At 66.9% G+C, this 25,805-nt stretch carries 18 protein-coding genes; 14 read left to right on the top strand and 4 right to left on the bottom strand.

Annotation, left to right across the window (positions count from 1 at the left end; all coding sequences use genetic code 11):
* Positions 1 to 211: 211 nt before the first annotated feature.
* Positions 212 to 889, bottom strand: coding sequence for a 2-polyprenyl-3-methyl-6-methoxy-1,4-benzoquinone monooxygenase (gene coq7, locus KVT32_RS11245; protein WP_062839989.1), 678 nt, complete (start codon positions 887 to 889; stop codon positions 212 to 214).
* 122 nt (positions 890 to 1,011) lie between these two features.
* On the opposite strand from coq7, the gene KVT32_RS11240 reads away from it, so the two are divergent.
* From KVT32_RS11240 to KVT32_RS11225, 4 genes are all read left to right on the top strand, one after another.
* A complete protein-coding gene (locus KVT32_RS11240; RefSeq protein ID WP_152382604.1) occupies positions 1,012 to 1,455 on the top strand; it encodes an OsmC family protein in 444 nt (147 codons plus the stop codon).
* 115 nt (positions 1,456 to 1,570) lie between these two features.
* Complete coding sequence (locus tag KVT32_RS11235) at positions 1,571 to 2,542, top strand: thymidylate synthase (protein WP_056325276.1); 972 nt, start codon at positions 1,571 to 1,573, stop codon at positions 2,540 to 2,542.
* Positions 2,543 to 2,950: 408 nt separating this feature from the next.
* A complete protein-coding gene (locus KVT32_RS11230; protein WP_056325274.1) occupies positions 2,951 to 5,014 on the top strand; it encodes a bifunctional diguanylate cyclase/phosphodiesterase in 2,064 nt (687 codons plus the stop codon).
* A 71-nt stretch (positions 5,015 to 5,085) separates the two neighbouring features.
* Complete coding sequence (locus KVT32_RS11225; RefSeq protein ID WP_062839986.1) at positions 5,086 to 5,571, top strand: dihydrofolate reductase; 486 nt, start codon at positions 5,086 to 5,088, stop codon at positions 5,569 to 5,571.
* Positions 5,572 to 5,579: 8 nt separating this feature from the next.
* Here KVT32_RS11225 and KVT32_RS11220 read toward each other — a convergent pair whose 3' ends face one another.
* Positions 5,580 to 6,998 carry a PLP-dependent aminotransferase family protein gene (locus tag KVT32_RS11220; protein WP_056325966.1) on the bottom strand — a complete coding sequence of 473 codons (1,419 nt, stop codon included), beginning with the start codon at positions 6,996 to 6,998 and terminating at the stop codon, positions 5,580 to 5,582.
* A 158-nt stretch (positions 6,999 to 7,156) separates the two neighbouring features.
* On the opposite strand from KVT32_RS11220, the gene KVT32_RS11215 reads away from it, so the two are divergent.
* The 10 genes from KVT32_RS11215 to KVT32_RS11170 all read left to right on the top strand — a co-directional run bounded on the left by KVT32_RS11215 (position 7,157) and on the right by KVT32_RS11170 (position 22,239).
* On the top strand, positions 7,157 to 8,482 hold the full coding sequence (locus KVT32_RS11215; RefSeq protein ID WP_217618203.1) for an aspartate aminotransferase family protein: 1,326 nt from the start codon (positions 7,157 to 7,159) through the stop codon (positions 8,480 to 8,482).
* Between the two features lie 106 nt (positions 8,483 to 8,588).
* Positions 8,589 to 10,082 (top strand): CoA-acylating methylmalonate-semialdehyde dehydrogenase, encoded by a 1,494-nt coding sequence (locus tag KVT32_RS11210; protein WP_152382606.1) that lies wholly within the window; start codon positions 8,589 to 8,591, stop codon positions 10,080 to 10,082.
* Positions 10,083 to 10,309: 227 nt separating this feature from the next.
* Entirely contained in the window at positions 10,310 to 11,824 is a 1,515-nt protein-coding gene (locus tag KVT32_RS11205; RefSeq protein ID WP_056325261.1) for a M81 family metallopeptidase, read from the top strand.
* Between the two features lie 79 nt (positions 11,825 to 11,903).
* On the top strand, positions 11,904 to 13,469 hold the full coding sequence (locus KVT32_RS11200; RefSeq protein ID WP_217618202.1) for an ABC transporter substrate-binding protein: 1,566 nt from the start codon (positions 11,904 to 11,906) through the stop codon (positions 13,467 to 13,469).
* A 66-nt stretch (positions 13,470 to 13,535) separates the two neighbouring features.
* Entirely contained in the window at positions 13,536 to 14,477 is a 942-nt protein-coding gene (locus tag KVT32_RS11195; protein WP_056325255.1) for an ABC transporter permease, read from the top strand.
* Positions 14,478 to 14,487: 10 nt separating this feature from the next.
* A complete protein-coding gene (locus KVT32_RS11190) occupies positions 14,488 to 15,393 on the top strand; it encodes an ABC transporter permease (protein ID WP_056325963.1) in 906 nt (301 codons plus the stop codon).
* Between the two features lie 5 nt (positions 15,394 to 15,398).
* Positions 15,399 to 17,108, top strand: a complete 1,710-nt coding sequence (locus tag KVT32_RS11185; protein WP_217618201.1) for an ABC transporter ATP-binding protein — start codon at positions 15,399 to 15,401, stop codon at positions 17,106 to 17,108.
* Between the two features lie 27 nt (positions 17,109 to 17,135).
* Positions 17,136 to 18,545: an amidase gene (locus KVT32_RS11180; RefSeq protein WP_175156098.1), complete on the top strand. Its 1,410-nt coding sequence runs from the start codon at positions 17,136 to 17,138 to the stop codon at positions 18,543 to 18,545.
* Positions 18,546 to 18,574: 29 nt separating this feature from the next.
* Positions 18,575 to 20,050, top strand: a complete 1,476-nt coding sequence (locus KVT32_RS11175) for a M81 family metallopeptidase (protein WP_217618200.1) — start codon at positions 18,575 to 18,577, stop codon at positions 20,048 to 20,050.
* Positions 20,051 to 20,283: 233 nt separating this feature from the next.
* Entirely contained in the window at positions 20,284 to 22,239 is a 1,956-nt protein-coding gene (locus KVT32_RS11170) for a DUF945 family protein (RefSeq protein WP_217618199.1), read from the top strand.
* Positions 22,240 to 22,397: 158 nt separating this feature from the next.
* On the opposite strand, the gene gcvP is transcribed toward KVT32_RS11170, so the two are convergent.
* Both gcvP and gcvH read right to left on the bottom strand, forming a co-directional pair.
* On the bottom strand, positions 22,398 to 25,271 hold the full coding sequence (gcvP, locus tag KVT32_RS11165; RefSeq protein ID WP_217618198.1) for an aminomethyl-transferring glycine dehydrogenase: 2,874 nt from the start codon (positions 25,269 to 25,271) through the stop codon (positions 22,398 to 22,400).
* Positions 25,272 to 25,371: 100 nt separating this feature from the next.
* A complete protein-coding gene (gcvH, locus tag KVT32_RS11160; RefSeq protein WP_056325238.1) occupies positions 25,372 to 25,749 on the bottom strand; it encodes a glycine cleavage system protein GcvH in 378 nt (125 codons plus the stop codon).
* Positions 25,750 to 25,805 lie beyond the last annotated feature (56 nt).

The raw sequence follows: 25,805 nt of genomic DNA, 5'->3' as shown, positions 1-25,805 counted from the left end.
TTTTGCTGCAAATTTTTCGCAGCCCTCTCGCAAAGCCGCGCCAATCAACGGCCTTGTGCAAAACCGGGTTTTTGCGAAACGGGTTTACCCCTTGCGGAATAACCCTGAATCATCGCGGGTAATCCCACCCTGGCCGCCGCACCAAAATGGTGCCTCAGGCACCATGAGGCGGCGGAATTTGCGCATTGCAACATTTTTTGCAGGCGCGGTTTCAGATCCAGTAGGCGGTGGTCGTCATGACCTTGGACATGGCGCGCATGGCCATTTTCACGGGCGCGGGCAGCGGAACGCCCCCTGCCTGCTCGGCGCTGGCGCGGTGCTGGGCCTCGTCGTCCTTCATCTTCTGGACGATCTGGCGCGAGCGCTCATCCTGCACCGGCAAGGTGCGCAGGTGTTCGTCCAGATGGGCCTCGACCTGCTTTTCGGTTTCGGCCATAAAGCCCAGATTGCGGGGCACACCCGCCACGCTGGCCATCACGCCCAAGGCAAACGAGCCTGCGTACCAGACGGGATTGAGCAAGCTGGGCCGGCTGCCCAGTTCGTTCAGGCGCTCGTTGCACCAGACCAGATGGTCGACTTCCTCGGCGGCGGCGTTCAGCAGCAGCGCGCGCGGCGCGGGCTCTTTGCAGACCGACGCCTGGCCGCGGTAGAGCGCCTGCGCGCAGACCTCGCCGACATGGTTGACCCGCATGAGCCCGGCGGCGTGGCGTTTTTCCTGTGCCGAGAGGGTTTGCGGCGATTCCTCCGCGGTGGCGGGATAGGCCCGGCCGGCGCTGGCGTTGCCGGACAGCACACGCAACGCCCGGTCGGTCTCGGCCAGCAGGGCATCCAGGGGGCCGTGGCGGCGACGCAGGGAAACGGGACCGGATTGGGACAACGTGGTGGACATGGCATCTCCTGGCAAATCGGTCACCCCGCACCCCTGATGCGAGGCGGGGTTCTCATGCCCGGGATTGTACGCAACGGGTATCATCAGCCATTGACTGCGCTCAAGCTCAAGGACTCACCAACATGGAATGCACGATCGACTGGGGCGGCCCAAGCGGCATGCTCTTTACCGCCAGCACGGGTAGCGGCCACGTGGCCGTGATGGACGGCGCCGTGGACGGCGGCGGCCACAACCTGGCGCCCCGTCCCATGGAAATGCTGCTGGCGGGCACGGGCGGCTGCACCGCCTACGATGTGGTGCTGATCCTCAAACGCGGCCGCCACGCGGTCACCGGTTGCAGCGTCAAGCTGCAGGCCGAGCGCGCCGACACCGACCCCAAGGTCTTTACCCGCATTCACTTCGCCTTCACCGTTACCGGCCGCAATCTGCCGCGCGCGGCCGTCGAGCGCGCCGTGCAGCTTTCCCACGAAAAGTACTGCTCGGCCTCGGCCATGCTGGAAAAGACGGCCGCCATGACATTTTCCGTCGACATCGTCGACACGCAGGACGCCGCCGCCACCGCCTGACCCGCCTCGCGCGGCCGTGGTGTAATTCGGCATTCACTATATATAGGCGCCGCCGCGACGCGTTCGTGGCGGCGCGCTTGCTTCCCGGACCGGGACAGCAGGCACAAGGATCGCCATGAAACAATACCTGGACCTCGTTCAATCCATCCTCGATACCGGCTCGTGGCAGGAAAACCGGACCGGCATCCGCACCCTCAGCATGCCGGGCGCCTCGCTGCGCTTTGACCTGCAGCAGGGCTTTCCCGCCGTCACCACCAAAAAGTTGGCGTTCAAGTCGGCCATTGGCGAAATGGTGGGTTTTCTGCGCGCCTCGCGCAGCGCGGCGGAATTCCGCGATTTGGGCTGCAAGGTCTGGGACCAGAATGCCAACGAGAACGCCCAGTGGCTGGCGAACCCCTATCGCGAAGGCCCGGACGACCTGGGGCCCGTGTACGGCGTGCAGTGGCGCCAGTGGCCGGCCTACAAGATGCTGGATGCCAACCGTCCCGCGCAGATCGAGGACGCGTTGTCGCGCGGCTACGCCAAGGTGGCCGACCTGGTTCAGGACGGCGAGCCGAAGGTGCTGCTGTACAAGGCGGTCGACCAATTGCGGCAATGCCTGGACACCATCCACGAACGCCCGGGCGACCGGCGGATCCTGTTCCATGGCTGGAACTGGGCGCAGATCGAGGAAATGGCGCTGCCCCCCTGTCACCTGCTCTATCAGTTCCTGCCCAACGCGACGACCCGCGAGATCTCGCTGTGCCTGTACATCCGCTCCAACGATGTGGGCCTGGGCACGCCGTTCAATCTGACCGAAGGCGCGGCGCTGCTGCACCTGGTCGGCCGCCTGACTGGCTATACCCCGCGCTGGTTCACCTATTTCATCGGCGATGCGCACATCTACGAGAACCACCTGCCGATGCTGCGCGAGCAACTGACGCGAACGCCATATGAGTCGCCCCGCCTCGTGCTGTCGGACCGCATTCCCGACTTCGCCGTGACCGGCCGCTACGAGCCCGAGTGGCTCGAGAAGGTCGAACCTGGCGATTTCTCATTGTCGGGCTACACGCACCACGCGCCCCTTACGGCCGCAATGGCCGTCTGACCCCGGCGCCGGCCTGGCCCGGCGCCCGCCTTTCAGGGCTGATCCGCAACCCGCCGGACGACCGTCCGGCGCCCCATTCCTTGCACGTCCCGCAGCAGGTGAAGATTGGTGAGCTTCTGGAAGCGTGATTTCGGTATAACCCATCCCTTAGCCTCGGACGCGCGTCCAGCATGCCGCGCGCCCCGTCGCTATCGACCGGCCCTCGCGGCGCGCCATGCCGAACGCCCGAACCGCGCCGACCGCTGGCGTTGCCCCGCCCAATCCCCCATCCCTATAAAGAGAGTGTGAGAATCGCCAGCGACGAGAGCAGGATCCTCCTTGCGACCGTAATGCAACTGTTGACTACCAATTGAATTGAAAATCGTGCCCCGCGCCGCCGCCGCATGCGCTTAGGACAGGACCCCACAAATGCTCGTTGGAACTTATAACCCTTCGCTCGTCCTCGTATCCTTAGGGGTCGCCATCCTGGCGTCGTATACGGCGCTGGGCATGGCCAACCGCGTGAAGGCATCGAGCGGCCTGCCTGCCGCGAAGTTCTGGCTGGCGGGTGGCGCGTTCGCGATGGGCATCGGGATCTGGTCCATGCACTTTGTGGGCATGCTGGCCTTCAGCCTGCCCATCCCGATGGGATACGACCTGCCGCTGACCGTGCTGTCACTCGCCATCGCGATCGCCTGCTCGGCCTTCGCGCTGTGGATGGTCTGCAAGGACGAGCTGCCGTGGCGCAGGCTGGCGGCCGGCGCGCTGCTGATGGGATCGGGCATCGCGGCGATGCACTACGTCGGCATGGCGGCCATGCGCATGTCGCCCGGCATCGATTACGACCCGACATGGTTCGCGCTGTCCGTGGTGATTGCCGTCGCCGCGTCGGGCGCGGCCTTGTGGATCACGTACCGGCTGCGGCAGGACGGGCCGCGCGTGGCGCTGTCGCGCCCGGCGGCCGCGGGTGTCATGGGGCTGGCGATCGTCGGCATGCACTACACGGGCATGGAAGCTGCGGGGTTCCCGGCCGGCAGCATCTGCATGGCGGCCGACGCCGGCATCTCGGCCGGCTGGCTTGCCATCGCCGTGACCGCGGTCACGCTAAGCGTGCTGGCCATCGCCCTGGTCGTGGCGGTGCTGGACAACCGGCTCGAGGCGCGCACGTCCGCCCTGGCCTCGTCGTTGGCCGAAGCGAATGAAGAACTGGTGCAACTGGCGCTGCACGACACCCTGACCAAACTGCCCAACCGCATCCTGCTCGAAGACCGCATGGAACAGGCCATCGAAAGCGCGACCCGCCGCCGCGGTCATTTCGCGGTGCTGTTCTTCGACCTGGACGGGTTCAAGGCCGTCAACGACGCCTACGGCCACCATACCGGCGACGCGCTGCTGATCGATCTGGCGCAGCGCATCCGCCAGGCGCTGCGCACGCAGGACACCGTCGCCCGGCTGGGCGGCGACGAGTTCATCGTGCTGAGCGAAGTCATTGAACCGACCGACGCGGCCAACGTGGCGGACCGGCTGATCGAGGCCATCGGCCGTCCGGTCACGGTGTACGGCCACGACGTGCTGGTGACCTCCAGCGTGGGCATCGCGGTCTTCCCGAACGATGGCGAGGACACCCACTCCTTGCTGACCAATGCCGACGCGGCGATGTACCACGCCAAGCGGCTGGGCGGCACCGGCTACAGCTTCTTCGAGCCGTCCATGAACGCGGACGCGCACGAGCAGATCGAGCTGCTGCACGACCTGCGCCTGGCGCAGGAGCGCGGCCAGTTCGTCCTGCACTACCAGCCCAAGTACGAGGCGCCGGCCGGCCCGATCATGGGCGCCGAGGCGCTGCTGCGCTGGAACCATCCCACGCGCGGCCTGGTGGGCCCGGACCAGTTCATTCCGACGGCGGAAAAGACCGGCCTCATCCTCTCCATCGGCGAATGGGTCATCAACGAGGCCTGCCGCCAGATGCGCGAGTGGATCGATGTCGGCCAGGGGCACTGGACCATCGCCGTGAACATCTCGGCGCTGCAGTTCTCGCATTCGAGCCTGGTGGAAACGGTGCGGTCGGCGCTGGCGCGCCATGGCGTGCCGCCTGCCTGCCTGACCATCGAAGTGACCGAATCGACCGCCATGCGCGACGCCGAGACGAGCCTGACGGTGCTCAAGCGCCTGTCCGAACTGGGCGTCACGATCTCCATCGACGACTTCGGCACGGGTTACTCCAGCCTGCTCTACCTGAAGCGGCTGCCGGCGACCGAGCTGAAGATCGATCGGGGCTTCGTGAACCAGCTGGACAACGACAACGAAGATGCGGCCGTCGTGTCGGCCATCATCGCGCTGGCGCAGCAGCTGAACCTGCGCATCGTGGCCGAAGGCGTCGAGACCGCCGCGCAGCAGAAATTCCTGACCGGGCTGGGCTGCGACTCGCTGCAGGGCTTCCTGCTGGGCAAGCCCATGCCGGCCACCGAGTTCCTGGAACACGCGGAAAACTGACGGGGCCGGCGCCGCAATTTGCTACGCTTACGGCATTCTTCCGGCCAAATCCTTATCCGTTCAAAGCACGCATGCCCGCCAGCCTTACCCTGATCGTCGCCTATTCCACCAACCGCGCCATCGGCCGCGACAACGCCCTGCCCTGGAAACTGCCGGGCGACCTGGCGCATTTCAAGCGCAGCACGCTGGGCCATCCGATCATCATGGGCCGCAAGACGTGGGATTCGCTGGGCCGTCCCCTGCCCGGCCGCAGCAACATCGTCATCAGCCGCAATCCCGATTTCAGTGCCGCCGGCGCCATCCTTGCGCCCACCCTTGAGGCGGCGGTGGCCGCGTGCGGCGACATCGACGAAGCCTTCGTGATCGGCGGCGCGCAGATCTACGCGCAGGCCCTGCCGCTGGCCAGGCGCGTTCTGGCCACGGAAGTCCATGCCGACGTCGAGGGCGATGCGTTCTTCCCGCTGCTGCCCTCGTTCCAATGGAAGGAAACGGCGCGCGAACCGCAGCCCGCCGAAAACGGCTACGACTACGACTTCGTCACGTACGAACGCGCCTGACGCCCCCCCTAGGCCGCGCCCGCATTGCGCATGAAGCGCCACAGCGCGGGCGCCGCCGAGTACGCCACGTTAAAGCGCACCCACGCCGTGTCGGCCTCGTCTGCTTCGAAATAGGAGCCGGGCGCCAGCCAGATGCCGTCCTTGAGCGCCAGTTCCGCCAGGCCGTTTGCGCCGCGCTCGCGCCACTGCCCCGCCACCTTTGCCCACAGGAACAGGCCGCCCTGCGGCCTGCCATGGATTTCAAAGCCGTGCTGACGCATCTGCTCGGCCACTTCCGTATGCGCCTCGGCCAGCCGCTCGCGGGTACGCGCGATATGCGCGCGGTAGCGGCCCTCCCGGATGACCTGGTGCACGATGCGCTCCATGATCTCGGGCGTGGTCAGGCCCACCGCCATCTTGGTGCGGGCGATGTCGCGCACCAGATCGCGGTGCGCCACCACATAGCCCACGCGCACGGACGGACTGATGACCTTTGAGTAGCCGCCCAGGTAGACGACCCTGCGCGCGCCATCCAGCGCCGCCAGCATGGGCGTGACACCCGGCGCCAGCTCGCGCGAGATGTCGTCTTCCACCACCCACAGCCCGTGCCGCTCGGCCGCTTGCAGGATGCGGAACGCATTGGCCATGGTGATGCTGGCGCCCGACGGATTCTGCAGCGCGGTGTTGATGAAGAGCGCGCGCGGCCGGTGCTGCGCCGCCACCTGCTCAAGGGCGTCGCAGTCCAGGCCGTCGGCCGTCCTGGGCACCGCGATGACGCGCAGGCCGGCCAGGCGCAGCATCTGCAAGAGATTGGCGTAGGCCGGCTGCTCGACGATCACCGTGTCGCCCGGCCGCAGCAGCGTGCGGATCACCGTGTCCAGCCCATGGGTCACGCCCTGCGTCAGCAGCACCTGCGACGCCTCGACTTCCATGCCCTGCGCGCTCAGGCTGGCCGCGATGGTCTCGCGCAGCGGCGCGTAGCCATAGGGATGCCCGTAATTGGCGATCCGCATCGCGGGCACCCGCCCCATGTGGCGCAGCGCCACGTGCAGGCCTTCTTCGTTCAGCCATTCGCCGGGGAGCCAGCCGCATCCCGATTTGATGGGGATGGAGTGGTCGGCAAAGATGTCCGACAGCAGCCACCCCGCATTCAGGCGCGGCGGCTCCCAGGACAGCGGTTCGGCGCGGCGCGTGGGCGCGTCGGGCGATGCCACCCGGTAGCCCGCGCCGGGCCGCGCAGCCAGCCAGCCCTGCGACACCAGCCGGCTGTAGGCGCTGGCCACGGTGAAGGTGCTGACGCCGTACTGGCGCGCGAACTCCCGGACCGAGGGTAGGGACATACCCGGACGCAGGGTCTGCGCCTCGACGGCGCGCAGGATCGCCGCGACCAGCTGTTCGACGAGGGTGGGCGCGGCCCCGCGGCCGCGGACGGGTTGAAAGTCGATCACGAGCAAACTGTACAGTTGTGGTGCTGACAACTATACAGTTAGCGGCAAATGCGCGGATCGTATATTTTCATTCCCGGCGGGACGTTCCAGAATCGTCCGAATCCCGCTGGCCGCGCGCGTGTTGCGGCGGCCACGGTTGTCCCTCTTCTGGAGTCACCATGAACGCCCCCGCCCAGTCGCCCGACCTGTCCCATCTCTGGATGCCCTTCACTGCCAACAAGCAGTTCAAGGCCCAGCCGCGCATGCTGGCAAAGGCCAAAGGCATGTATTACACGTCCACCGACGGCCGGCAGATCCTGGACGGCACGGCCGGACTGTGGTGCGTCAATGCCGGGCACGGCCGCGAGGAAATCGTCGAGGCCATCGCCCGCCAGGCCGGCGTCATGGACTACGCGCCGGGCTTCCAGCTGGGCCACCCGCTCGCCTTCGAGGCCGCCACCGCGGTGGCGGGCCTGATGCCGCAGGGCCTGGACCGCGTCTTCTTCACCAATTCCGGCTCCGAATCCGTCGACACCACGCTCAAGATCGCCCTGGCCTATCACCGCGCGCGCGGCGAAGGCCAGCGCACGCGCCTCATCGGCCGTGAACGCGGCTATCACGGCGTGGGCTTTGGCGGCATCTCGGTGGGCGGCATCTCGGCCAACCGCAAGACGTTCTCCGGTGCGCTGCTGCCCGCCGTGGACCACCTGCCCCACACCCATAATCTTGAGCAGAACGCCTACTCGAAGGGCCAACCCGCGTGGGGCGCGCACCTGGCCGAAGAACTTGAGCGCATCATCGCCCTGCACGACGCCTCGACCATCGCCGCCGTGATCGTCGAGCCGATGGCCGGCTCCACGGGCGTGCTGATTCCGCCCAAGGGCTATCTGGAAAAGCTGCGCGAAATTACCGCCAAGCACGGCATCCTGCTGATTTTCGATGAGGTCATCACCGCCTACGGCCGCCTGGGCGCCGCCACGGCATCCGAATTTTTCGGCGTGACGCCCGACATCATCGCCATGGCCAAGGGCGTCAGCAACGCGGCCGTGCCGGCCGGCGCTGTCGCCGTCAAACGCGAGGTGCACGACGCCATCGTCAACGGCCCGGCGGGCGGCATCGAGTTCTTCCACGGCTACACCTATTCGGCGCACCCGCTGGCGGCCGCCGCCATCCTGGCCACGCTGGACATCTACCGCCGCGAAGACCTGTTCGGCCGCGCCCGCAAGCTGTCGGGCGCATTCCAGGAAGCCGCGCACAACCTGAAGGGCGCGCCCAACGTCATCGACGTGCGCAACCTGGGCCTGGTGTCCGGCATCGAACTGGCGCCGCGCGCAGGCGCCCCGGGCGCACGCGCCGCCGAAGTCTTCCAGCGCTGCTTCGACAGCGGCCTGATGGTGCGCTACACCGGCGACATCATCGCCGTCTCGCCCCCGCTGATCATCGACGAGGCCCAGATCGGCCAGATCTTCGAACAGATCGGCAAGATCCTGAAAGAGGTTGCCTGAGTTGCCATCCTGTCGCGCGCCCGTGGCGGCGCGCCATCCGCACACGGGCGGCCGCCGGCCGCCCCACTGCATTTTCTGACGTATTCCCGCATCGAGCCTTGCACCCATGAAGAAGATTCCGCATTTCATCAACGGCCAGCCCTACGATGGCGGCAGCAGCCGCTACGCCGACGGCTTCAACCCGGCCACCGGCGAGATCGCCTCGTCCATCCCGCTGGCATCGAACGACGACGTGGCGATGGCCGTGGCCGCCGCCAAGGCCGCCTTTCCCGCCTGGTCGGAAACCCCGGCGCTCAAGCGCGCCCGCATCCTCTTCAACTTCAAGGCGCTGCTGGACCAGCACCAGGATGAACTGGCCGAACTCATCACCCGCGAACACGGCAAGGTGTTCTCGGACGCCAAGGGCGAAGTGATGCGCGGCATCGAGATCGTCGAGTTCGCCTGCGGCATTCCGCAACTGCTCAAGGGCCAGTACTCCGACCAGATCGGCGGCGGCATCGACAACTGGAGCATGCGCCAGGCGCTGGGCGTGGTGGCCGGCGTCACGCCGTTCAACTTCCCGATGATGGTGCCGTGCTGGATGTTCCCGGTGGCCATCGCCTGCGGCAACACCTTCGTGCTCAAGCCGTCCGAGCGCGATCCGTCCGCGTCCGTGCGCCTGGCCGAACTGCTTACCGAAGCGGGCCTGCCGCCCGGCGTCTTCAACGTGGTCCATGGCGACAAGCAGGCGGTCGACGCGCTGATCGCGCACCCCGATGTGGAAGCCCTGTCCTTTGTCGGCTCCACGCCGATCGCCGAATACATCTACGCCGAAGGCACCAAGCGCGGCAAGCGCGTGCAGGCCCTGGGCGGCGCCAAGAACCACCTGGTGGTCATGCCCGACGCGGACCTGGACCAGGTGACCGACGCGCTGATGGGCGCGGCCTATGGTTCCGCGGGCGAGCGCTGCATGGCCATTTCGGTGGCCGTGGCGGTGGGCGACGTGGCCGACAAGGTGGTCGAACGCCTGACGCCGCGCGTCAAGGCGCTGGTGGTCAAGGACGGGATGCAATCGGACGCCGAGATGGGTCCGCTGGTCACCGCACAGCATCGCAAGAAGGTGATGGGCTACATCGAGGACGGCATCGCCTGCGGCGCCGACCTGGTGGTGGACGGCCGCGACCTCACGGTGCCGGGCAACGAAAAGGGCTTCTTCCTGGGCGGCACGCTGTTCGACAACGTCAAGCCGGCCATGAACATCTACCGCGAAGAGATTTTCGGGCCGGTGCTGTGCATCGTGCGCGTGCCGGACTTCGCCAGCGCGGTGGACCTCATCAATGCGCACGAGTTCGGCAACGGCGTGGCCTGCTTCACGTCCGACGGCGGCGTGGCGCGCGCGTTCGCGCGGCAGATCAAGGTCGGGATGGTGGGCATCAACGTGCCGATCCCCGTGCCCATGGCGTGGCATTCGTTTGGCGGCTGGAAGCGTTCGCTGTTCGGCGACCATCATGCGTATGGCGAGGAAGGCATCCGCTTTTACTCGCGCTACAAGAGCGTGATGCAGCGCTGGCCCGACAGCATCGCCAAGGGCGCCGAATTCACGATGCCCGTCGCCAAATAACGCCCCCCCCGAGGCGCGTAGCGCCTCCCCCCAGGGGGCGTCGCAGCGGACCGGCGGAGCCCGGATCCGCGCGACCCCGCTTGGGACCGCATTGCCAGGTCGTGGCGCTGTGCCTCGTACGCGATATCTCAAATTGAGATGCGGCCGATGGATTAGCGCCTCGATGCACTGAACTGCGCGGCGTCTCGCCGCGCCTTCCGAATATCTGTACGACAGGGGGAAACCTGATGCGCATCGGGATCGGCGGCTTTCAGCATGAGACCAATACGTTCGCGCCGTCGCGCGCGGCGTGGGAGGATTTTGCGGACAAGGGTGGGGGGTGGCCGAAGCTGGTCAGTGGCCCTGCAATGTTCGAGGCGGTGGCGGGGGCCAATATTCCGGTGGCGGGATTTATCGAGGCGATGGGCGAGCATGCGTTGATACCCACGACGTGGGCGGCGGCCAGTCCCTCCGGGCATGTGACCCGGGATGCGTTCGAGCGCATCAGCGCGATGATTCTGCAAGGGCTGTCGCAGGCGATGCCGCTGGACGGCGTGTATCTGGACCTGCACGGCGCGATGGTCACCGAGCATCTGGACGACGGCGAAGGCGAACTGCTCAAGCGCGTGCGTGAACTGGTCGGCCCCAATGTGCCCATCGTCGCCAGCCTGGACCTGCACGCCAACGTGACTCGCGCGATGGTGCGCCATGCCGATGCGCTGGTCTGCTATCGCACCTATCCCCATATCGACATGGCCGAGACCGGCCAGCGCGCCGCAAACCTGCTGGCGCAGCGGCTGGGCGGCATGCCGCGTCATTACGTGGCGCTGCGCAGCCTGCCCTTCCTGATTCCGCTGTGCTGGCAGTCCACCGACATCGAGCCGGCCCGCAGCCTGTACCAGCTGCTGGGCGATCTGGAGGCGCGCGGCGCGGCCAGCAGCATCTCCTTTGCGACCGGATTTCCGGCCGCGGACTTTCCCGAATGCGCCCCCACGGTCTGGGCCTACGGCATGACGCAAGCCGAAGCCGATGCCGCCGCCGACGAGATGGCGCGCGCGGTCGAGAATGCGGAACAGGACTTCGGCGGCAAGCTCTACACGCCGGACGAAGCCGTGCAGGAAGCGCTGCGCCTGGCGCGCGATGCGTCCAAGCCCGTGGTCATTGCCGATGCGCAGGACAACCCGGGCGCGGGCGGCAGTTCCGACACCACCGGCGTGCTGCGCGCGCTCATCCGCCACGATGCGCGCGATACGGCGATTGGTCTGATTGTGGACCCGGCCGCCGCGCTGGCCGCGCACCGCGCCGGCGCTGGAAATACCATTCGGATTGCACTGGGTGGACATTCGGGTATTCCCCACGACGAACCCCTGGACACCGAGTTCATCGTCGAGAAAACTTCCGATGGACGCTTCGATACGCATGGTGCGTTCTATCGCGGCTTTCACATGGATCTGGGCCCCAGCGCGTGCCTGCGCATCGGCGGCGTGCGCATCATCCTGGCCTCCAACAAAGTGCAGATGGCCGACCAGGAGATGTTCCGCTTTGCCGGCGTGGAACCCACGCGCGCCGCGATCCTGGTGGTCAAGAGTTCAGCGCACTTTCGCGCCGATTTCACCCCGATCGCACACACGATCCTGGTGTGCGCGGCGCCCGGTTCCATGCTGATGGATGCGGCAAAACAACCATGGACACGGTTGCGTCCCGGCATCAGAATGGCGCCTTGCGGGCCGGTGTTCGACGGCCGGTCTGCAGCGACAGCCTGACCCTCGCGCGCCGCTTCATCGCGACGCGTCAACGACGTAGCGGCCCATGCGCCGCTCACAACGCTTCAAGGGGAAATACATGCTCAAGTTTGTCCGAGCGGCCGCGCTGGCCGGTGTCACTCTCGCGATGGCTCACGGCGCCTACGCCGAGACCGTCATCAAGACGGTGATGCACTCGCCACTGCGCCTGACCGATCCGCACGCCACCACCGCCTACATCACGACGTGGCACGGCTACATGATCTACGACACCTTGCTGGCCACCGACGCCGACAACAAGGTGCAGCCGCAGATGCTTGAGAAGTGGGAAGTCTCGCCCGACGGCAAGACCTACACCATGACGCTGCGCCCCGGCCAGAAATGGCATGACGGCCAGCCGGTGACCGCCGAGGACTGCGTGGCGTCGATCAAGCGCTGGGCCGCCGGCGACGGCATGGGCCGCACGCTGCTCAAGTTCACCGACAAGATCGAAGTCATCGACGACAAGAGCTTTCGCATCGTCATGAAGGAACCCACGGACCTGGCGCTGCGCGCCCTGTCCAAGCCCACCGGCACCGCGCCGTTCATGATGCCCAAGCGCATCGCCGAACAAGCCATCGGCAAGCCCATCACCGACATGACGGGCTCCGGCCCGTTCAAGGTCGCCGAGTTCAAGCCGGGCGTGAAGACCGTCTACGTCAAGAACACCGACTACGTGCCGCGCAAGGAGCCCGTCAGCGGCCTGGCTGGCGGCAAGATCGTGCACGTGGACAAGGTCGAGTGGGACGTCATGCCCGACGCCCTGACCACCGCCAACGCGCTGCTGGGCGGCGAGATCGATTTCGTCGAGCAGTTCCCGTATGACCTCTTGCCGATGATCGAAGGCAATCCGGACCTGAAGGAAGAGTCGCTCAGCCCGGTCGGCTACTTCACGATGTACCGCTTCAACTTCAAGTACCCGCCCTTCAACAACAAGAAGATCCGCCAGGCCGCCATGTACGCGATCGGCCAGGAAGACGTGATGAAGGCGCTGGTCGGCAATCCCAAGTACTGGAAGACCTGCGCCTCGCTGTGGGGCTGCGGCACGCCGCTGGAAAGCGATATCGGCAAGGACATGATCGTCCCGTCCAACATCGAAAAGGCCAAGGCGCTGCTCAAGGAAGCGGGTTACGACAACACGCCCATCCTGGTCATGCACGCCACCGACGTGGGCACGCTGTCGGCGCAACCGGTCGTGATGGCCGCGGCGCTGCGCAAGGCGGGCTTTAACGTCAACCTGGCGGCGATGGACTGGCAAAGCGTGGCCACGCGCCGCGCCTCGAAGGCCGCACCGGCCGAAGGCGGCTGGAACATCCACAACACCAATTGGTACGCCACCGACGTGATGGACCCGGTGCGCTCCGCCCCCGCGGCCGCCAACGGCGACAACGCGTGGTTCGGCTGGCCCGACTTCCCGCAGATCGAAGAACTGCGCACGAAGATGGCGCTGACCTCGGACCCGGCGGAACAAAAGAAGATCTCCGAGGAAGTGCAGCGCATCGGCATCGACGAAGGCCTGTACGTGCCGCTGGGCCAGATGTCCGTGCCCACCGTCTACTCGACCAAGCTGTCGGGCCTGGTGCACGCGCCGGTCTTCGCGTTCTGGAACGTCAAAAAGGCCCCTTGATGGGCTCGGGGCCTGCGCGCCGCAGCAAGCATTCCGCGCAGGCCTAATTGGTACAGGGGGAAATACATGCTGGCATTTGTCTCACGCCGGCTCCTCGCGACCATCCCAGTCCTGGTGATGGTCGCGGTGGTGGTCTTTGCGATATTGCGTTTCAGCCCCGGAGATCCGGCCATCATCATGGCGGGCGACGGCGCCACGCCCGAACGTATCGTCCAGATACGGCAGACGATGGGCCTGGACCAGCCGGTGGTCAAGCAGTTCTTCATCTGGGGCGGCAAGCTCCTGCAGGGCGACCTGGGCACCTCGCTGATGTCCGGCGTGCCGGTCACCAAGCTCATCGCGCAGCGCCTTGAACCGTCGCTCAGCCTGGCCGTGCTCACGCTGGTGTTCACGCTGCTCGTCGCCATTCCGCTTGGCGTGCTGGCGGCATGGCGCCAGGGCAAGCTGCTGGACCGCGCCGTCATGGGCTTCTCGGTGCTGGGATTTTCCGTGCCGGTTTTCGTGACCGGCTACCTGCTGATCTGGGCCTTCGCCATCAAGCTGGGCTGGTTCAACGTGCAGGGCTATGTGCCGCTGGAAAAAGGATTCTGGCCGTTCCTGCACCGGCTCATCCTGCCTTCGCTGGCGCTCTCCACGGTCTACGTGGCGCTGATCGCGCGCATCACGCGCACCAGCGTCATCGAGGTCATGGGCGAGGACTTCATCCGCACCGCCCGCTCCAAGGGCCTGGGCGAAACCGGGGTGCTGCTTGGCCATGCGCTGCGTAACGCGGCCGTGCCCATCGCCACCGTCGTGGGCGTGGGGATCGCGCTTCTGATCAGCGGTGTCGTCGTCACCGAGTCGGTGTTCAACATCCCGGGCCTTGGCCGGCTGGTGGTCGAAGCCGTGCTGGCGCGCGACTACCCCGTCATCCAGGGCCTGACGCTTTTCTTCGCGTTCGTCTACGTGTTCATCAATCTTGTTGTCGATTGCGCCTATACGGTGTTCGACCCGCGGATCAGGTACTGACACCATGAGCATGCAAACGCCAACCGATGCCGCCGCGCAGGCGGCCGCCGACCTCCCCGGAGGCGGCACCCCGCACATCACCGCCTGGCGGCAGATCCGCCAGGGGCTCAAGAGCTGGCCCGTCATGCTCGCGCTGGTGGTGCTGGCGGCGATCGTCTTCGTCGCCGTGTTCGCGCCGCTCCTGGGCACGGTCGATCCCACCCTCCTCAATCCGGGCGCTCGCCTGAAGCAGCCCTTCACCGACTATCTGCTGGGCACGGACGCGTTCGGCCGCGACGTGTGGTCGCGCGTCGCCTACGGCGCGCGCATCTCGCTGATCGCGGGCCTGGGCGCCGCCGTGGTCAGCGTGGTCATCGGACTGGTCATCGGCGTCATCGCCGGCTGGTTCCGGTCGCTGGACGGTCCGATCATGCGCACCATGGACGCCATCATGGCGATCCCCGGCATTCTGCTGGCGATCGCGCTGGTGTCGGTCACGGGCGCCAGCATCACGACCGTGCTCGTGGCCATCACCATCCCGGAAATCCCGCGGGTGGTGCGCCTGGTGCGCGGCCAGATCCTCAGCGTGCGCGGCGAGCCCTACGTCGAGGCCGCGCTGGCGCTGGGCACGCCGCTGCCGCTACTCTTGTGGCGGCACATGGTGCCCAGCACGATCGCGCCGCTGACCGTGCAGGGCACCTACGTCTTTGCGTCCGCCATGCTGACCGAGGCCATCCTGAGCTTCCTGGGCGCGGGCATCCCGCCCGAGATCGCGTCCTGGGGCAACATCATGTCCGAAGGCCGCATGTACTTCCGCATGCTGCCCGGCCTGATCCTGTTCCCCGGACTGTTCCTGTCGCTGACCGTGCTCAGCGTGAACATCCTGGGCGACGCCTTGCGCGACGCGCTGGACCCGAAAATGGTGCGCAGGATCTGATGCCGATGAACTATTCCCCCAATCCCCCCGCGGGCGATACCTCGTCCGCCATCCTGGCCATCCGCAATCTGTCGGTCGAAGTCGCCGGCGCGGGCAACCGCGTCGTGCGCAACCTGAGCCTGGACGTTCACGCCGGCGAAACGGTGTGCGTGGTCGGCGAGTCCGGTTCGGGCAAGTCCGTCACGTCGCTGGCCGTCATGGGCCTCTTGCCGCAAGGCATCCTGGGCATCAGCGCGGGCTCGATCCGCGTCGAAGGCGAGGACGTCGCCACGGCCACGCAGCGCCGGCTGCGCGAGCTGCGCGCCACGCGCATGGCGATGGTCTTTCAGGAACCCATGACCGCGCTGAACCCCGTGCACACGGTGGGCAAGCAGGTCGACGAGGTGCTGCGCCTGCACCGCAAGAACATGTCGGCGGCCGAGCGCCGCGCCAAGGTGCTGGACATGTTCCAGTCCGTGCACCTGCCCGACATCGAACGCATCTACGACGCCTATCCGCACCAGTTGTCGGGCGGGCAGCGCCAGCGCATCGTCATCGCGATGGCGCTGATCCTGGAACCCAAGCTGCTGATCGCCGACGAGCCCACCACGGCGCTGGACGTCACCACGCAAAAGCAGATTCTTGCGCTCATCAAGGAGCTGCAGGTCAAGCACCGGACGGCAGTGCTGTTCATCACGCACGACTTCGGCGTGGTGGCCGAGATCGCGGACCGCATCGTGGTCATGAACCGCGGCGACCTGATCGAAAGCGGCTCGCGCCACGAGATCCTGGCCGAGCCCAAGCAGTCTTATACGCGCCGGCTGGTGTCCTCGGTGCCCAGCCTGGTGCCCTCGCGCCGCGAACCGCCCGGCGGCACGCCGGTGCTGCACGTCAAGGGCCTGGGCCGCACTTATGGCGCCAAGGGCTCGCTGTTCTCGCGCAAGGCGGCGCAGCACGTCATTGCCGCCACCGACGTCAACCTGACATTGCGCAAGGGCGAGATCCTGGGCATCGTCGGCGAATCGGGGTCGGGAAAGTCGACGGTCGCGCGCTGCATCGTGCGGCTCATCGAGCCCACCGCCGGCCACATGATGATGGGCGGCGAAGACCTCAGCACGCTGTCCGGATCGGCGCTGCGCCCCGTGCGCCGCCGCATCCAGATCGTGTTCCAGGACCCGTACCGGTCGCTCAACCCGCGCCGCACGGTCGGCGAGTCCATCATCGAAGGCCTGCTGAATTTCGGCGTGCCGCGCGACGAGGCGCTAAAGCGCGCCAGCGAAACCCTCAGCGTGGTGGGGCTGAGCCCCGACACGATGCGGCGCTATCCCCACCAGTTCTCCGGCGGCCAGCGCCAGCGCATCTGCATCGCGCGCGCCCTGGTCATGGATCCGGAAATCCTGGTGGCCGACGAAGCCGTCTCGGCGCTGGACGTGTCGGTGCAGGCCCAGGTGCTGGAGCTGCTGGAACAGGTGCGCGAGCGCACCGGCGTGGGCGTGCTGTTCATCACGCACGACCTGCGCGTGGCCGCGCAGATCTGCGACACCATCATGGTGATGCAGCGCGGGCAGGTGGTGGAAACCGGCTCGGCCGAAACCGTGCTGACCGAACCCCGCCACCCGTATACCCGCGCCCTGATCGATGCCGCCCCGGGGCGCGACTGGGACTTCCGCAACTTCCGGCCGATCGCGCCTGGCCTCTTGCCCGTCGCTCCCCCCGCCGCCTCCCCGGCCGCCTGACGCCTTTTTCGCATCACTGGAACCGAGATGCCGCAACCGCATGAAATGTCCGCCCAGGAACTCCTGCAGGCGTATCGCAGCAAGACCCTGTCGCCCGTCGAGGCCACGCGTGCCGTGCTCGATCACATCGAGCGCTGGGAGCCCCGGCTGCACGCAACCTATGCGCTGGATCCGGAAGGCGCGCTGGCCATGGCCCGCGCGTCGGAAGCCCGCTGGATGAAGGGCGAGCCGCAGTCCTGCGGCGGATTTTCGCTCGATGGCGTGCCCGCCACCATCAAGGAGAACATCGCCACCCGCGGCGTGCCCGTGCCGCTGGGCACCGCGGCCACCGACCTTACCCCGGCGGCGGCCGACGCCCCGCCGGCGGCGCGCATGCGCGAGGCGGGCGCCGTCCTGCTGGGCAAGACGACCATGCCCGACTACGGCATGCTGTCCTCCGGCCTGTCGAGCTTTCATGAACTGACGCGCAACCCCTGGGACCTGACCAAGAATCCGGGCGGCTCCAGCGCGGGCGCCGGAGCGGCGGCCGCCGCCGGCTATGGCCCCCTGCATATCGGCACCGACATCGGCGGCTCGGTGCGCCTGCCCGCCGCCTGGTGCGGCATCGCCACGCTAAAGCCCAGCCTGGGCCGCATTCCCATCGATCCGCCCTTCATGGGCCGCTGCGCCGGCCCCATGACGCGCACCATCACCGATACGGCGCTGATGATGGGCGTGCTGTCGCAGCCGGACGCCCGCGACCACATGAGCCTGCCCTTCCAGGAGATCGACTGGCTGAACCTGGACCAGGACGTGCGCGGCCTGCGCATCGGCCTCTTGCTGGACGCAGGCTGCGGACTGCCGCTGGATCCGGAAACCCGCGATGCGGTCGAAGCCGCCGCGCGCGCCTTCGAAGCGGCGGGCGCCATCGTCACGCCCATGCAACCCTGGATGACGCCCGGCATGCTGGACGGCGTGGACCGCTTCTGGCGCACCCGTTCGGCCATCGACCTGGCTGCGCTGTCCGAAGAACGCCGCGCGAAGATCCTGCCCTTCATCCGCGCCTGGGCCGAAAGCGGCGGCGGCCACAGCGGCGAAGACGTGTTTCGCAGCTACTACGAAACGCTCAACGTGCGGGCGCGCACGGTCGCCGCCTGCGCGCCGTTCGATTACGTGCTGTCGCCGGTGGCGCCGGTGGTGGCCTACAACGCCGAGTGGCCCTCGCCCACCAACGAGGTCGCCACCACGATGCACCACATCGGGTTCACGCTGCCCTTCAACATGAGCGAACAGCCCGCGGCATCGGTCAATTGCGGCTACACGAAGGCGGGCCTGCCGATCGGCCTGCAGATCGCCGGCGCGCGCTTTGACGACCTGGGCGTGCTGCGCGTGGCGCGCGCGTGGGAACGGATGCGTCCCGCGCAGCGACCCTGGCCGCAGCCGGTGTCGGCCCACTGACTTTCCACGGCAACCCACAGGAACATCCCATGCGTTGGCTTTTGGCAATGATCAAGCACGAGACGAACACGTTTTCGCCCGTGCCCACCCCCCTTGAGCGCTTCTTTCGCGGCAGCCCCGAGATCCTGGCCGGCGAGCGCGCCATCAAGGCCTACGAGAACACCGACAGTGGCCTGGGCGGCTACATCGAGGTCGCCCGCCGCGAAGGCGCGGAAATGGTCGTGCCGGTCGCGGCCGAGTCCTGGCCCAGCGGTCCCGCCAGCGCGCAGACGCATGAGCGCCTGTGCACGCTGATCCTGGACGAGGTCAAGCGAGGCAGTTTCGACGCCATCCTGCTGGACCTGCACGGCGCGATGGTCGCCGAGGGCGTCGAGGATGCCGAGGGCGACCTGCTGCGCCGCCTGCGCGAGATCGATCCCACGACGCCCGTCGCCGTGACGCTGGACATGCACGCCAACATCTACGACGACATCGTGCGCAACGCCACGGTGATCAGCGGCTTTCATACGTATCCGCACGTGGACATCCGCGATGCGGGCGTGCGCGCGGCGAATGTCATCGTCCGCACGCTGAAGGGCGAGATCAAGCCGGTGATGACCTGGGCCAACAAGCCCATGCTGCCGCACATCATGTGCCAGGGCACGCATGCCGCGCCCAACAAGCCGCTGCAGGAGCGGTGCAAGGAACTGGAGGCCGGCGGCGTGCTGGCGGCCTCGGTTTTCGTGGGCTTTCCCCACGCGGACATCCGCGAGGCGGGCCTGAGCGCCGTCGTCTGTACCGACGGCAGCCTGGCCGAAGCCGAACAGCATCGCGACGAATTGCTGGACCGCGCGTGGCGCGGCCGCGCCGACTGGGTGTTCCATTCCGAGCCGCTGGCGCCCACCATCGCGCGCGCCAAGGCCATCGAACAGGGTCCGGTCGTGCTGCTGGACCACTACGACAACACGGGCTCGGGCGGCACGATGGACACGACGGCGGTGCTGGCCGAGGTCCTGCGCCAGGAGCTGGACAACGTCGTCTTCTACGCCATCTGCGATCCGCAGGCCGCGCGCGAAGCCGCCGCTGCGGGCGTGGGCAACACCATCACGCTCAAGCTGGGCGGCAAGCTGCCCATGCCGGCCATCAAGCAGCCCAGTGAACCGCTGGAGGTCACCGGCCGCGTCAAGCTGGTGTTCGACGGCGTCTACCTGAACCGGGGCCCCATGTATCGCGGCGTGCGCAACGACACGGGGCTGACGGTGGTCATCGACACCGGCCGGGTGGAGATCGTGGTGGTGTCCCGCCACCAGGAGCCCTTCGACATCAACTGCCTGCTGTCGGCTGGCATCGATCCGCTGCAAAAGCGGTATGTGGTGCTCAAGAGCCGCATCCACTGGCGCGCAGGATTCTCGGACATGGCCACCGAGATCATCGAATGCACCGGCGTGGGCGTCACGACCTCCGACTATGCCCAGCTTGATTTCAAGCACGTTCGGCGTCCGATCTATCCGCTGGACCCCATCTGAATCCAGGCTCTTTGTCGACAAAAAAGCCGGCGCACCCGCGCCGGCTTTCATTTTGAAATCTTCGGTAACTGCGCGCCTGCTTGGCGGGACACGTGTCTCGGTATACTCCGCCGCGGGCCTGACAGGCCGATGAACACGCGTATCCAGGAACGGTTCCGCTCGCGCGGACGCGAGTGGCGCAGTTGGCCGCCGCTGCCGGATATGACTCGACAATCAACGATATAAGCAGAGCGATGAAAAAGAGCGTAGCGATCACCCTGGGCGTGGTCATAGTGGGAGCGGGAAGCTGGGTCGGCGCCACGTGGTACACCGGCAAGCGCATCGAAGAAGACGCGCAGCGTTACCTGGCGCAAGCCAACGAGAAGCTGGCCAAGGTCACGCCCCTGTTCGGTCTGCGCATCGACCAGCTCAAGTACGAGCGCGGCCTGTTCTCCACGCAAGCGCGCTATGGCGTGTCGTTCATCAAGAACGACAAGGGCCTGGACGACCTGCCCGGCGGCATGATCGAGTTCGACGCAAACGTCGAGCACGGCCCCTTCCCCAAGAGCGCCCTGGCGCGCGGCGCCATTGCGCCCAAGCTGGCGTTCATCCACACCGAAATCGCCAAGACGGACAACATCAAGCCCGTGTTCGAGCTGACCAAGGACGTGTCCCCGCTGATGAGCGACGCGATCGTCAGCTATAGCGGCAATGCGGTGACGACCGCCGCGGTCGCTCCCGTTACCGTCACGCACGACGGCAACGCGCTCGACTTCAGCGGCATGCGCATCGAAGGCACCTTCGACCGCGCCACCCAGGCGGTCACCGCGCACGGCGTGATCGACAAGCTGGCCGTCGACGGCACCAAGAGCAGCGACCCGGTGAAGATAACCGTGGCGGGCCTGACCATGGACGTCGACAGCCGCATGGGCAAGTTCGGCATTTCCATGGGCAATTCGGACCTGAAGATCAAGCGCGTGGACGTCCTGCGCCCCACCGACGACATGAAGGTGGCGCTGGACAACTTCAGCTATGGCGTGAAGCTGTCCGAGGACGACAAGGCGATCAACGTGCAGGCCGCCTATCAGACGGGCGACCTTACCGTGAACGACGTCGTGCTGGGCAACGGCCAGGCCGTGGTGAAGCTTGCCCGCCTGGACGGCCAGGCCGTCAAGCAATTGTCGGACACCTACAACCAGCTCATGCGCCAGTACATGCTGGGCGCCAGCGACGAAGGCCTGAAGGACGAACAGTTCGACGTCCTGCTGGACAACGCCGGCAAGCTGCTGGCCGGCAATCCGTCGTTCAGCATCGATCCGCTGAGCTGGAAAACGGCCAAGGGCGAAAGCAAGCTGACGTTCACGCTTGAAATGGCCAACCCGGCCAACGCCAAGGACCTGACCCCGCAGGAAATCGCGGTGCAGGCGATCAAGAAGATCGACGCCTCGCTGGTGATCTCCAAGCCGATGGTGCAGGACCTGATGGTGCAGTACGCCATGAAGAAGGAAGGCCTGACCGCCGAGAAGGCCGCGGCCGACGCCGATGAGAGCATCCGCCAGATGGCCGGCATGGCCGAAATGATGAACGTCGGCAAGAACGACGGCGACAATATCGTCGGCAAGTTCACGTTCGCCGATGGCATGGGCGACCTGAACGGGCAGAAGATCCCCGCCGATGAACTGTTCAGCGGCCTGCTGGGCGCCACCGGCATGAACGGCATGGACGACGACGATGAGCTGTCGGGCATCGGCATGGATTCCGACGAGGAATCCACCGCCGCCGCACCGGTGGCGGGCGTCATGCAGGACTTCAACCTGGAAGACGTCGCCAACATGCTGGACGACATGGGCTACACCGTCACCCGCACCGATGGCACCGACGGCCCCGTGCTGGTCCTGAACCCGGGCACCACCGGCGCCACCGACCTGCGCCTGGAGTTTCTGTGCAACGACTTCACGGAAAAGTGCCTGGACCTCGTGGCGACCGCCACGTATGCCACCAAGAAGCCGATGTCGCTCAAGGCGATCAACGCCTGGAACCAGGAATACCGCTGGAGCCGCGCCTACCTGGATGACAAGAACCAGGCCGTCCTGCAGATGGACATGAACGCCGAAGGCGGCCTGGGCAAGGACAACCTGCAGATCCTGCTCAACACCTTCATCAGCATCGCCGAAGACTTCGGCGCCGCGGCGAAAGCGCCCGCGAAGTAATGCGCGGCCGGCCTGACGCCGGCCTCAAACAAAAGCCCCCGCCTGTGAAGGACGGGGGCTTTTTCATGCCGCTGCCAAGGTGTCTGATACCCGCTGAGACGCTGCCGCGAGTTGAAGCGCATCTCCCCAGGGTGTCAGACACCTCCAAATGCCAAGGACTATGCGTACGCTTCGATCGGCAGGCAGGCGCAGACCAGGTTGCGATCGCCGTAGGCGTTGTCGACACGTGCGACCGGCGGCCAGTACTTGCCGTCGCGCAGCGTGGCCACCGGGTAGGCGGCCTGCTGGCGCGGGTAGTCGTGCAGCCATTCCTCGGCCAGCAGCATCTGGGCGGTGTGCGGCGCGTTCTTCAGCACGTTGTCGACACGGTCGCGTTCGCCGCGTTCGACCTGCGCGATCTCTTCGCGGATGGCGATCATCGCGTCGATGAAACGGTCCAGTTCGGCCACGCCTTCGGATTCGGTCGGCTCGACCATCAGCGTGCCGGCCACCGGGAAGCTCATCGTGGGCGCATGGAAGCCGTAATCCATCAGGCGCTTGGCGATGTCTTCGGCGCTGATGCCGCTGGTTTCCTTGAGCGGGCGCACGTCCAGGATGCACTCGTGCGCCACACGGCCGTTGCGGCCCGCGTACAGGACCGGGTAGTGGTCGCGCAGGCGGGTGGCAATGTAGTTGGCGTTCAGGATGGCGACTTCGGTGGCGCGGCGCAGGCCGTCCGCCCCCATCAGCGCGATGTACACGAACGGAATCGGCAGGATGCCGGCCGAGCCGAACGGGGCGGCCGAGACCGGGCCGACCTTGGCGTCGCCGGGCAGCTTGCCCTGTTCGTTCACGACGCCCGGCAGGTAGGGCGCCAGGTGCGCGCGCACCGCCACGGGGCCCACGCCGGGGCCGCCGCCGCCGTGCGGGATGCAGAACGTCTTGTGCAGGTTCAGGTGGGACACGTCCGAGCCGAACTTGCCGGGCTTGGCCACGCCGACCATTGCGTTCATGTTGGCGCCGTCCAGGTACACCTGGCCGCCGGCCTGATGCACCAGATCGCAGATTTCGGTCACGGCTTCTTCGAACACGCCGTGCGTGGACGGGTACGTGATCATCAGCGCGGCCAGCTTGTCGCCGACCTGCGCGATCTTGGCGCGCAGGTCCGTGAGGTCCACGTTGCCATTGGCGTCCGAGGCCACCACCACCACATCCATGCCGGCCAGCTGCGCCGAGGCGGGGTTGGTGCCGTGCGCCGACGACGGGATCAGGCAGATGTTGCGCTGGTGCTGGCCGTTGGCCTGGTGGTAACCGCGAATGGCGAGCAGACCCGCGTATTCGCCCTGCGCGCCCGAGTTGGGCTGCAGGCTGATGTTGTCGTAGCCGGTGATTTCGCACAGCGCGGCCGACAGGCGGTCGATCAGTTCGACGTAGCCCTGGCTTTGCGAGGCGGGCGCGAACGGGTGGATCAGCGCGAATTCGGGCCAGGTGATGGGGATCATCTCGGCCGTGGCGTTCAGCTTCATGGTGCACGAACCCAGCGGGATCATCGTGCGGTCCAGGGCCAGGTCCTTGTCGGCCAGCTTGCGCAGATAGCGCAGCATGTCGGTTTCGGACTGGACGCTGGAGAAGATGGGATGCGTCAGGATGGCGCTTTCGCGGGCCACCGAGGCGGGGATGCCACTGGGGGCTGCGGCGTCGAGCGCGTCGATGTCGAGTTCGACGTCATCGCGCTCCAGGCCGGCGGCGAAGACGTTGACCAGCGCCTGCAGGTCGGCCACGGTCACGGTTTCGTCCAGCGAAACCGCCAGGCGCGCGCCGTCGACGCGGCGCAGGTTGATGTGGGCGCAGTCGGCGGCCGTCAGGATGGCAGGCGTTGCGGCGCCGGTTTCCAGCAGCAGCGTGTCGAAGAAGGTGTCGTTGACGACCTTGATGTCCAGCTTGATGAGTTCGGCGCGCAGGATCGCGGTGGCGCGCTGCACGCGCTGGGCGATGCGGCGGATGCCGGCGGGACCGTGCCACACGGCGTACATGCCGGCCATCACGGCCAGCAGCACCTGCGCCGTGCAGATGTTGGAGGTGGCCTTCTCGCGGCGGATGTGCTGTTCGCGCGTCTGCAGCGCCAGGCGCAGCGCGGGGTTGCCCTGCGCGTCCTTGGACACGCCGACCAGGCGGCCGGCCATGTTGCGCTTGAAGGCGTCCTTGCAGGCCATGAAGCCCGCGTGCGGGCCGCCAAAGCCGAACGGCACGCCAAAGCGCTGAGCCGAACCGACGGCGATGTCGGCGCCCCACTCGCCCGGTGCGGCCAGCACGGCCAGCGCCAGCAGGTCCGTCGCGCACGCCACCACGGCGCCTTGCGCGTGGGCGGCTTCGGCCAGCTTGCGGTAGTCGGACACGGCGCCCGTGCTGTGCGGGTATTGCAGCAGCACGCCAAAGCATTCGGGCAGGCCTTCGGCTTCGTCGCCGATGCGGATCTCGATGTCCAGGCCTTCGGCGCGCGTGCGCACGACTTCGATGGTCTGCGGATGCACGTGGCGCGAGATGAAGAACACCGGGCTCTTGGACTTGGCGCTGCGGCGCGCGAGCGTCATCGCTTCGGCGGCGGCCGTGCTTTCGTCCAGCAGCGAGGCGTTGGAGATGTCCAGGCCGGTCAGGTCGGCGACCATGGTCTGGTAGTTCAGCAGGGCCTCCAGGCGGCCCTGCGAGATCTCGGGCTGGTACGGCGTGTAGGCCGTGTACCAGGCGGGATTTTCAAGAATGTTGCGCAACACCACGTTGGGCGTCTGCGTGCCGTAGTAGCCCTGCCCGATGTAGCTGCGGTAGACCTTGTTGCGGCCCGCCACCTGCTTCAGTTCGGCCAGCACGTCGGCTTCGCTGCGCGAGGCGGGCAGCGCCAGCGGCGCCTGGCTGCGGATCTTGGGAGGCACGACTTCTTCGATCAGGGCGTCCAGGCTGTCGCTGCCGATCACGGCAAGCATGGCGGCCTGGTCGGCGTCGGAGGGGCCGATGTGGCGGGGAATGAAGTCGGTATGGGTGTCTAGGGCGCGCGACATGGGGAGATCTCGGGGTAGCGGGTGTCGTCCTGGAGACGGACGGTATTGCGTCTGGCGAGGGCGGCGGCGCCGAGGCGGCCCGCCTCCCTCGCGGGCGGCATCAGCCGTTGGCGACGGCTTCGTAGCCGGCGGCGTCCAGCAGCTTGTCGGCGTCGGCCGCATTGTCCGGCTTGATCTTGAAGATCCAGGCGGTGAAGGCCGATTCGTTGATCAGGTTGGGGTTGCTTTCCAGTTCTTCGTTGAAGGCAACGATTTCGCCGGACACGGGCGCGTAGATGTCCGAGGCGGCCTTGACCGACTCGACCACGCCAGCGGTTTCGCCCGCGTTCAGCTTCGCGCCGACGTTCACGTCGCCAACGAAGACCAGATCGCCCAGCTGATCCTGGGCGGTGTCGGTGATGCCGACGACGAACACGTCGCCCTCGGCTTTGACCCATTCATGGGACTCGGTGTACTTGCGATCGGTGGGCAGACTCATGGGAACTCCTGAGGGAATGCGGGTAGATGAATGGTGTTGCGCGCCTCGCGCGGGCG

Source organism: Achromobacter sp. GbtcB20 (assembly GCF_019091095.1).
GTDB lineage: Bacteria > Pseudomonadota > Gammaproteobacteria > Burkholderiales > Burkholderiaceae_B > Achromobacter > Achromobacter mucicolens.
Note: the sequence above shows the minus strand (reverse complement) of the source record. Positions and strands in the feature narration are given on the sequence as shown.

Excerpts from the sequence above, each read along its gene's own strand:
- coq7 (WP_062839989.1), bottom strand. The coding sequence starts at position 889 with ATGTCCACCACGTTGTCCCAATCCGGTCCCGTTTCCCTGCGTCGCCGC.
- KVT32_RS11240 (WP_152382604.1), top strand. The coding sequence starts at position 1,012 with ATGGAATGCACGATCGACTGGGGCGGCCCAAGCGGCATGCTCTTTACC.
- KVT32_RS11235 (WP_056325276.1), top strand. The coding sequence starts at position 1,571 with ATGAAACAATACCTGGACCTCGTTCAATCCATCCTCGATACCGGCTCG.
- KVT32_RS11230 (WP_056325274.1), top strand. The coding sequence starts at position 2,951 with ATGCTCGTTGGAACTTATAACCCTTCGCTCGTCCTCGTATCCTTAGGG.
- KVT32_RS11225 (WP_062839986.1), top strand. The coding sequence starts at position 5,086 with ATGCCCGCCAGCCTTACCCTGATCGTCGCCTATTCCACCAACCGCGCC.
- KVT32_RS11215 (WP_217618203.1), top strand. The coding sequence starts at position 7,157 with ATGAACGCCCCCGCCCAGTCGCCCGACCTGTCCCATCTCTGGATGCCC.
- KVT32_RS11210 (WP_152382606.1), top strand. The coding sequence starts at position 8,589 with ATGAAGAAGATTCCGCATTTCATCAACGGCCAGCCCTACGATGGCGGC.
- KVT32_RS11205 (WP_056325261.1), top strand. The coding sequence starts at position 10,310 with ATGCGCATCGGGATCGGCGGCTTTCAGCATGAGACCAATACGTTCGCG.
- KVT32_RS11200 (WP_217618202.1), top strand. The coding sequence starts at position 11,904 with ATGCTCAAGTTTGTCCGAGCGGCCGCGCTGGCCGGTGTCACTCTCGCG.
- KVT32_RS11195 (WP_056325255.1), top strand. The coding sequence starts at position 13,536 with ATGCTGGCATTTGTCTCACGCCGGCTCCTCGCGACCATCCCAGTCCTG.
- KVT32_RS11190 (WP_056325963.1), top strand. The coding sequence starts at position 14,488 with ATGCAAACGCCAACCGATGCCGCCGCGCAGGCGGCCGCCGACCTCCCC.
- KVT32_RS11185 (WP_217618201.1), top strand. The coding sequence starts at position 15,399 with ATGAACTATTCCCCCAATCCCCCCGCGGGCGATACCTCGTCCGCCATC.
- KVT32_RS11180 (WP_175156098.1), top strand. The coding sequence starts at position 17,136 with ATGCCGCAACCGCATGAAATGTCCGCCCAGGAACTCCTGCAGGCGTAT.
- KVT32_RS11175 (WP_217618200.1), top strand. The coding sequence starts at position 18,575 with ATGCGTTGGCTTTTGGCAATGATCAAGCACGAGACGAACACGTTTTCG.
- KVT32_RS11170 (WP_217618199.1), top strand. The coding sequence starts at position 20,284 with ATGAAAAAGAGCGTAGCGATCACCCTGGGCGTGGTCATAGTGGGAGCG.
- gcvP (WP_217618198.1), bottom strand. The coding sequence starts at position 25,271 with ATGTCGCGCGCCCTAGACACCCATACCGACTTCATTCCCCGCCACATC.
- gcvH (WP_056325238.1), bottom strand. The coding sequence starts at position 25,749 with ATGAGTCTGCCCACCGATCGCAAGTACACCGAGTCCCATGAATGGGTC.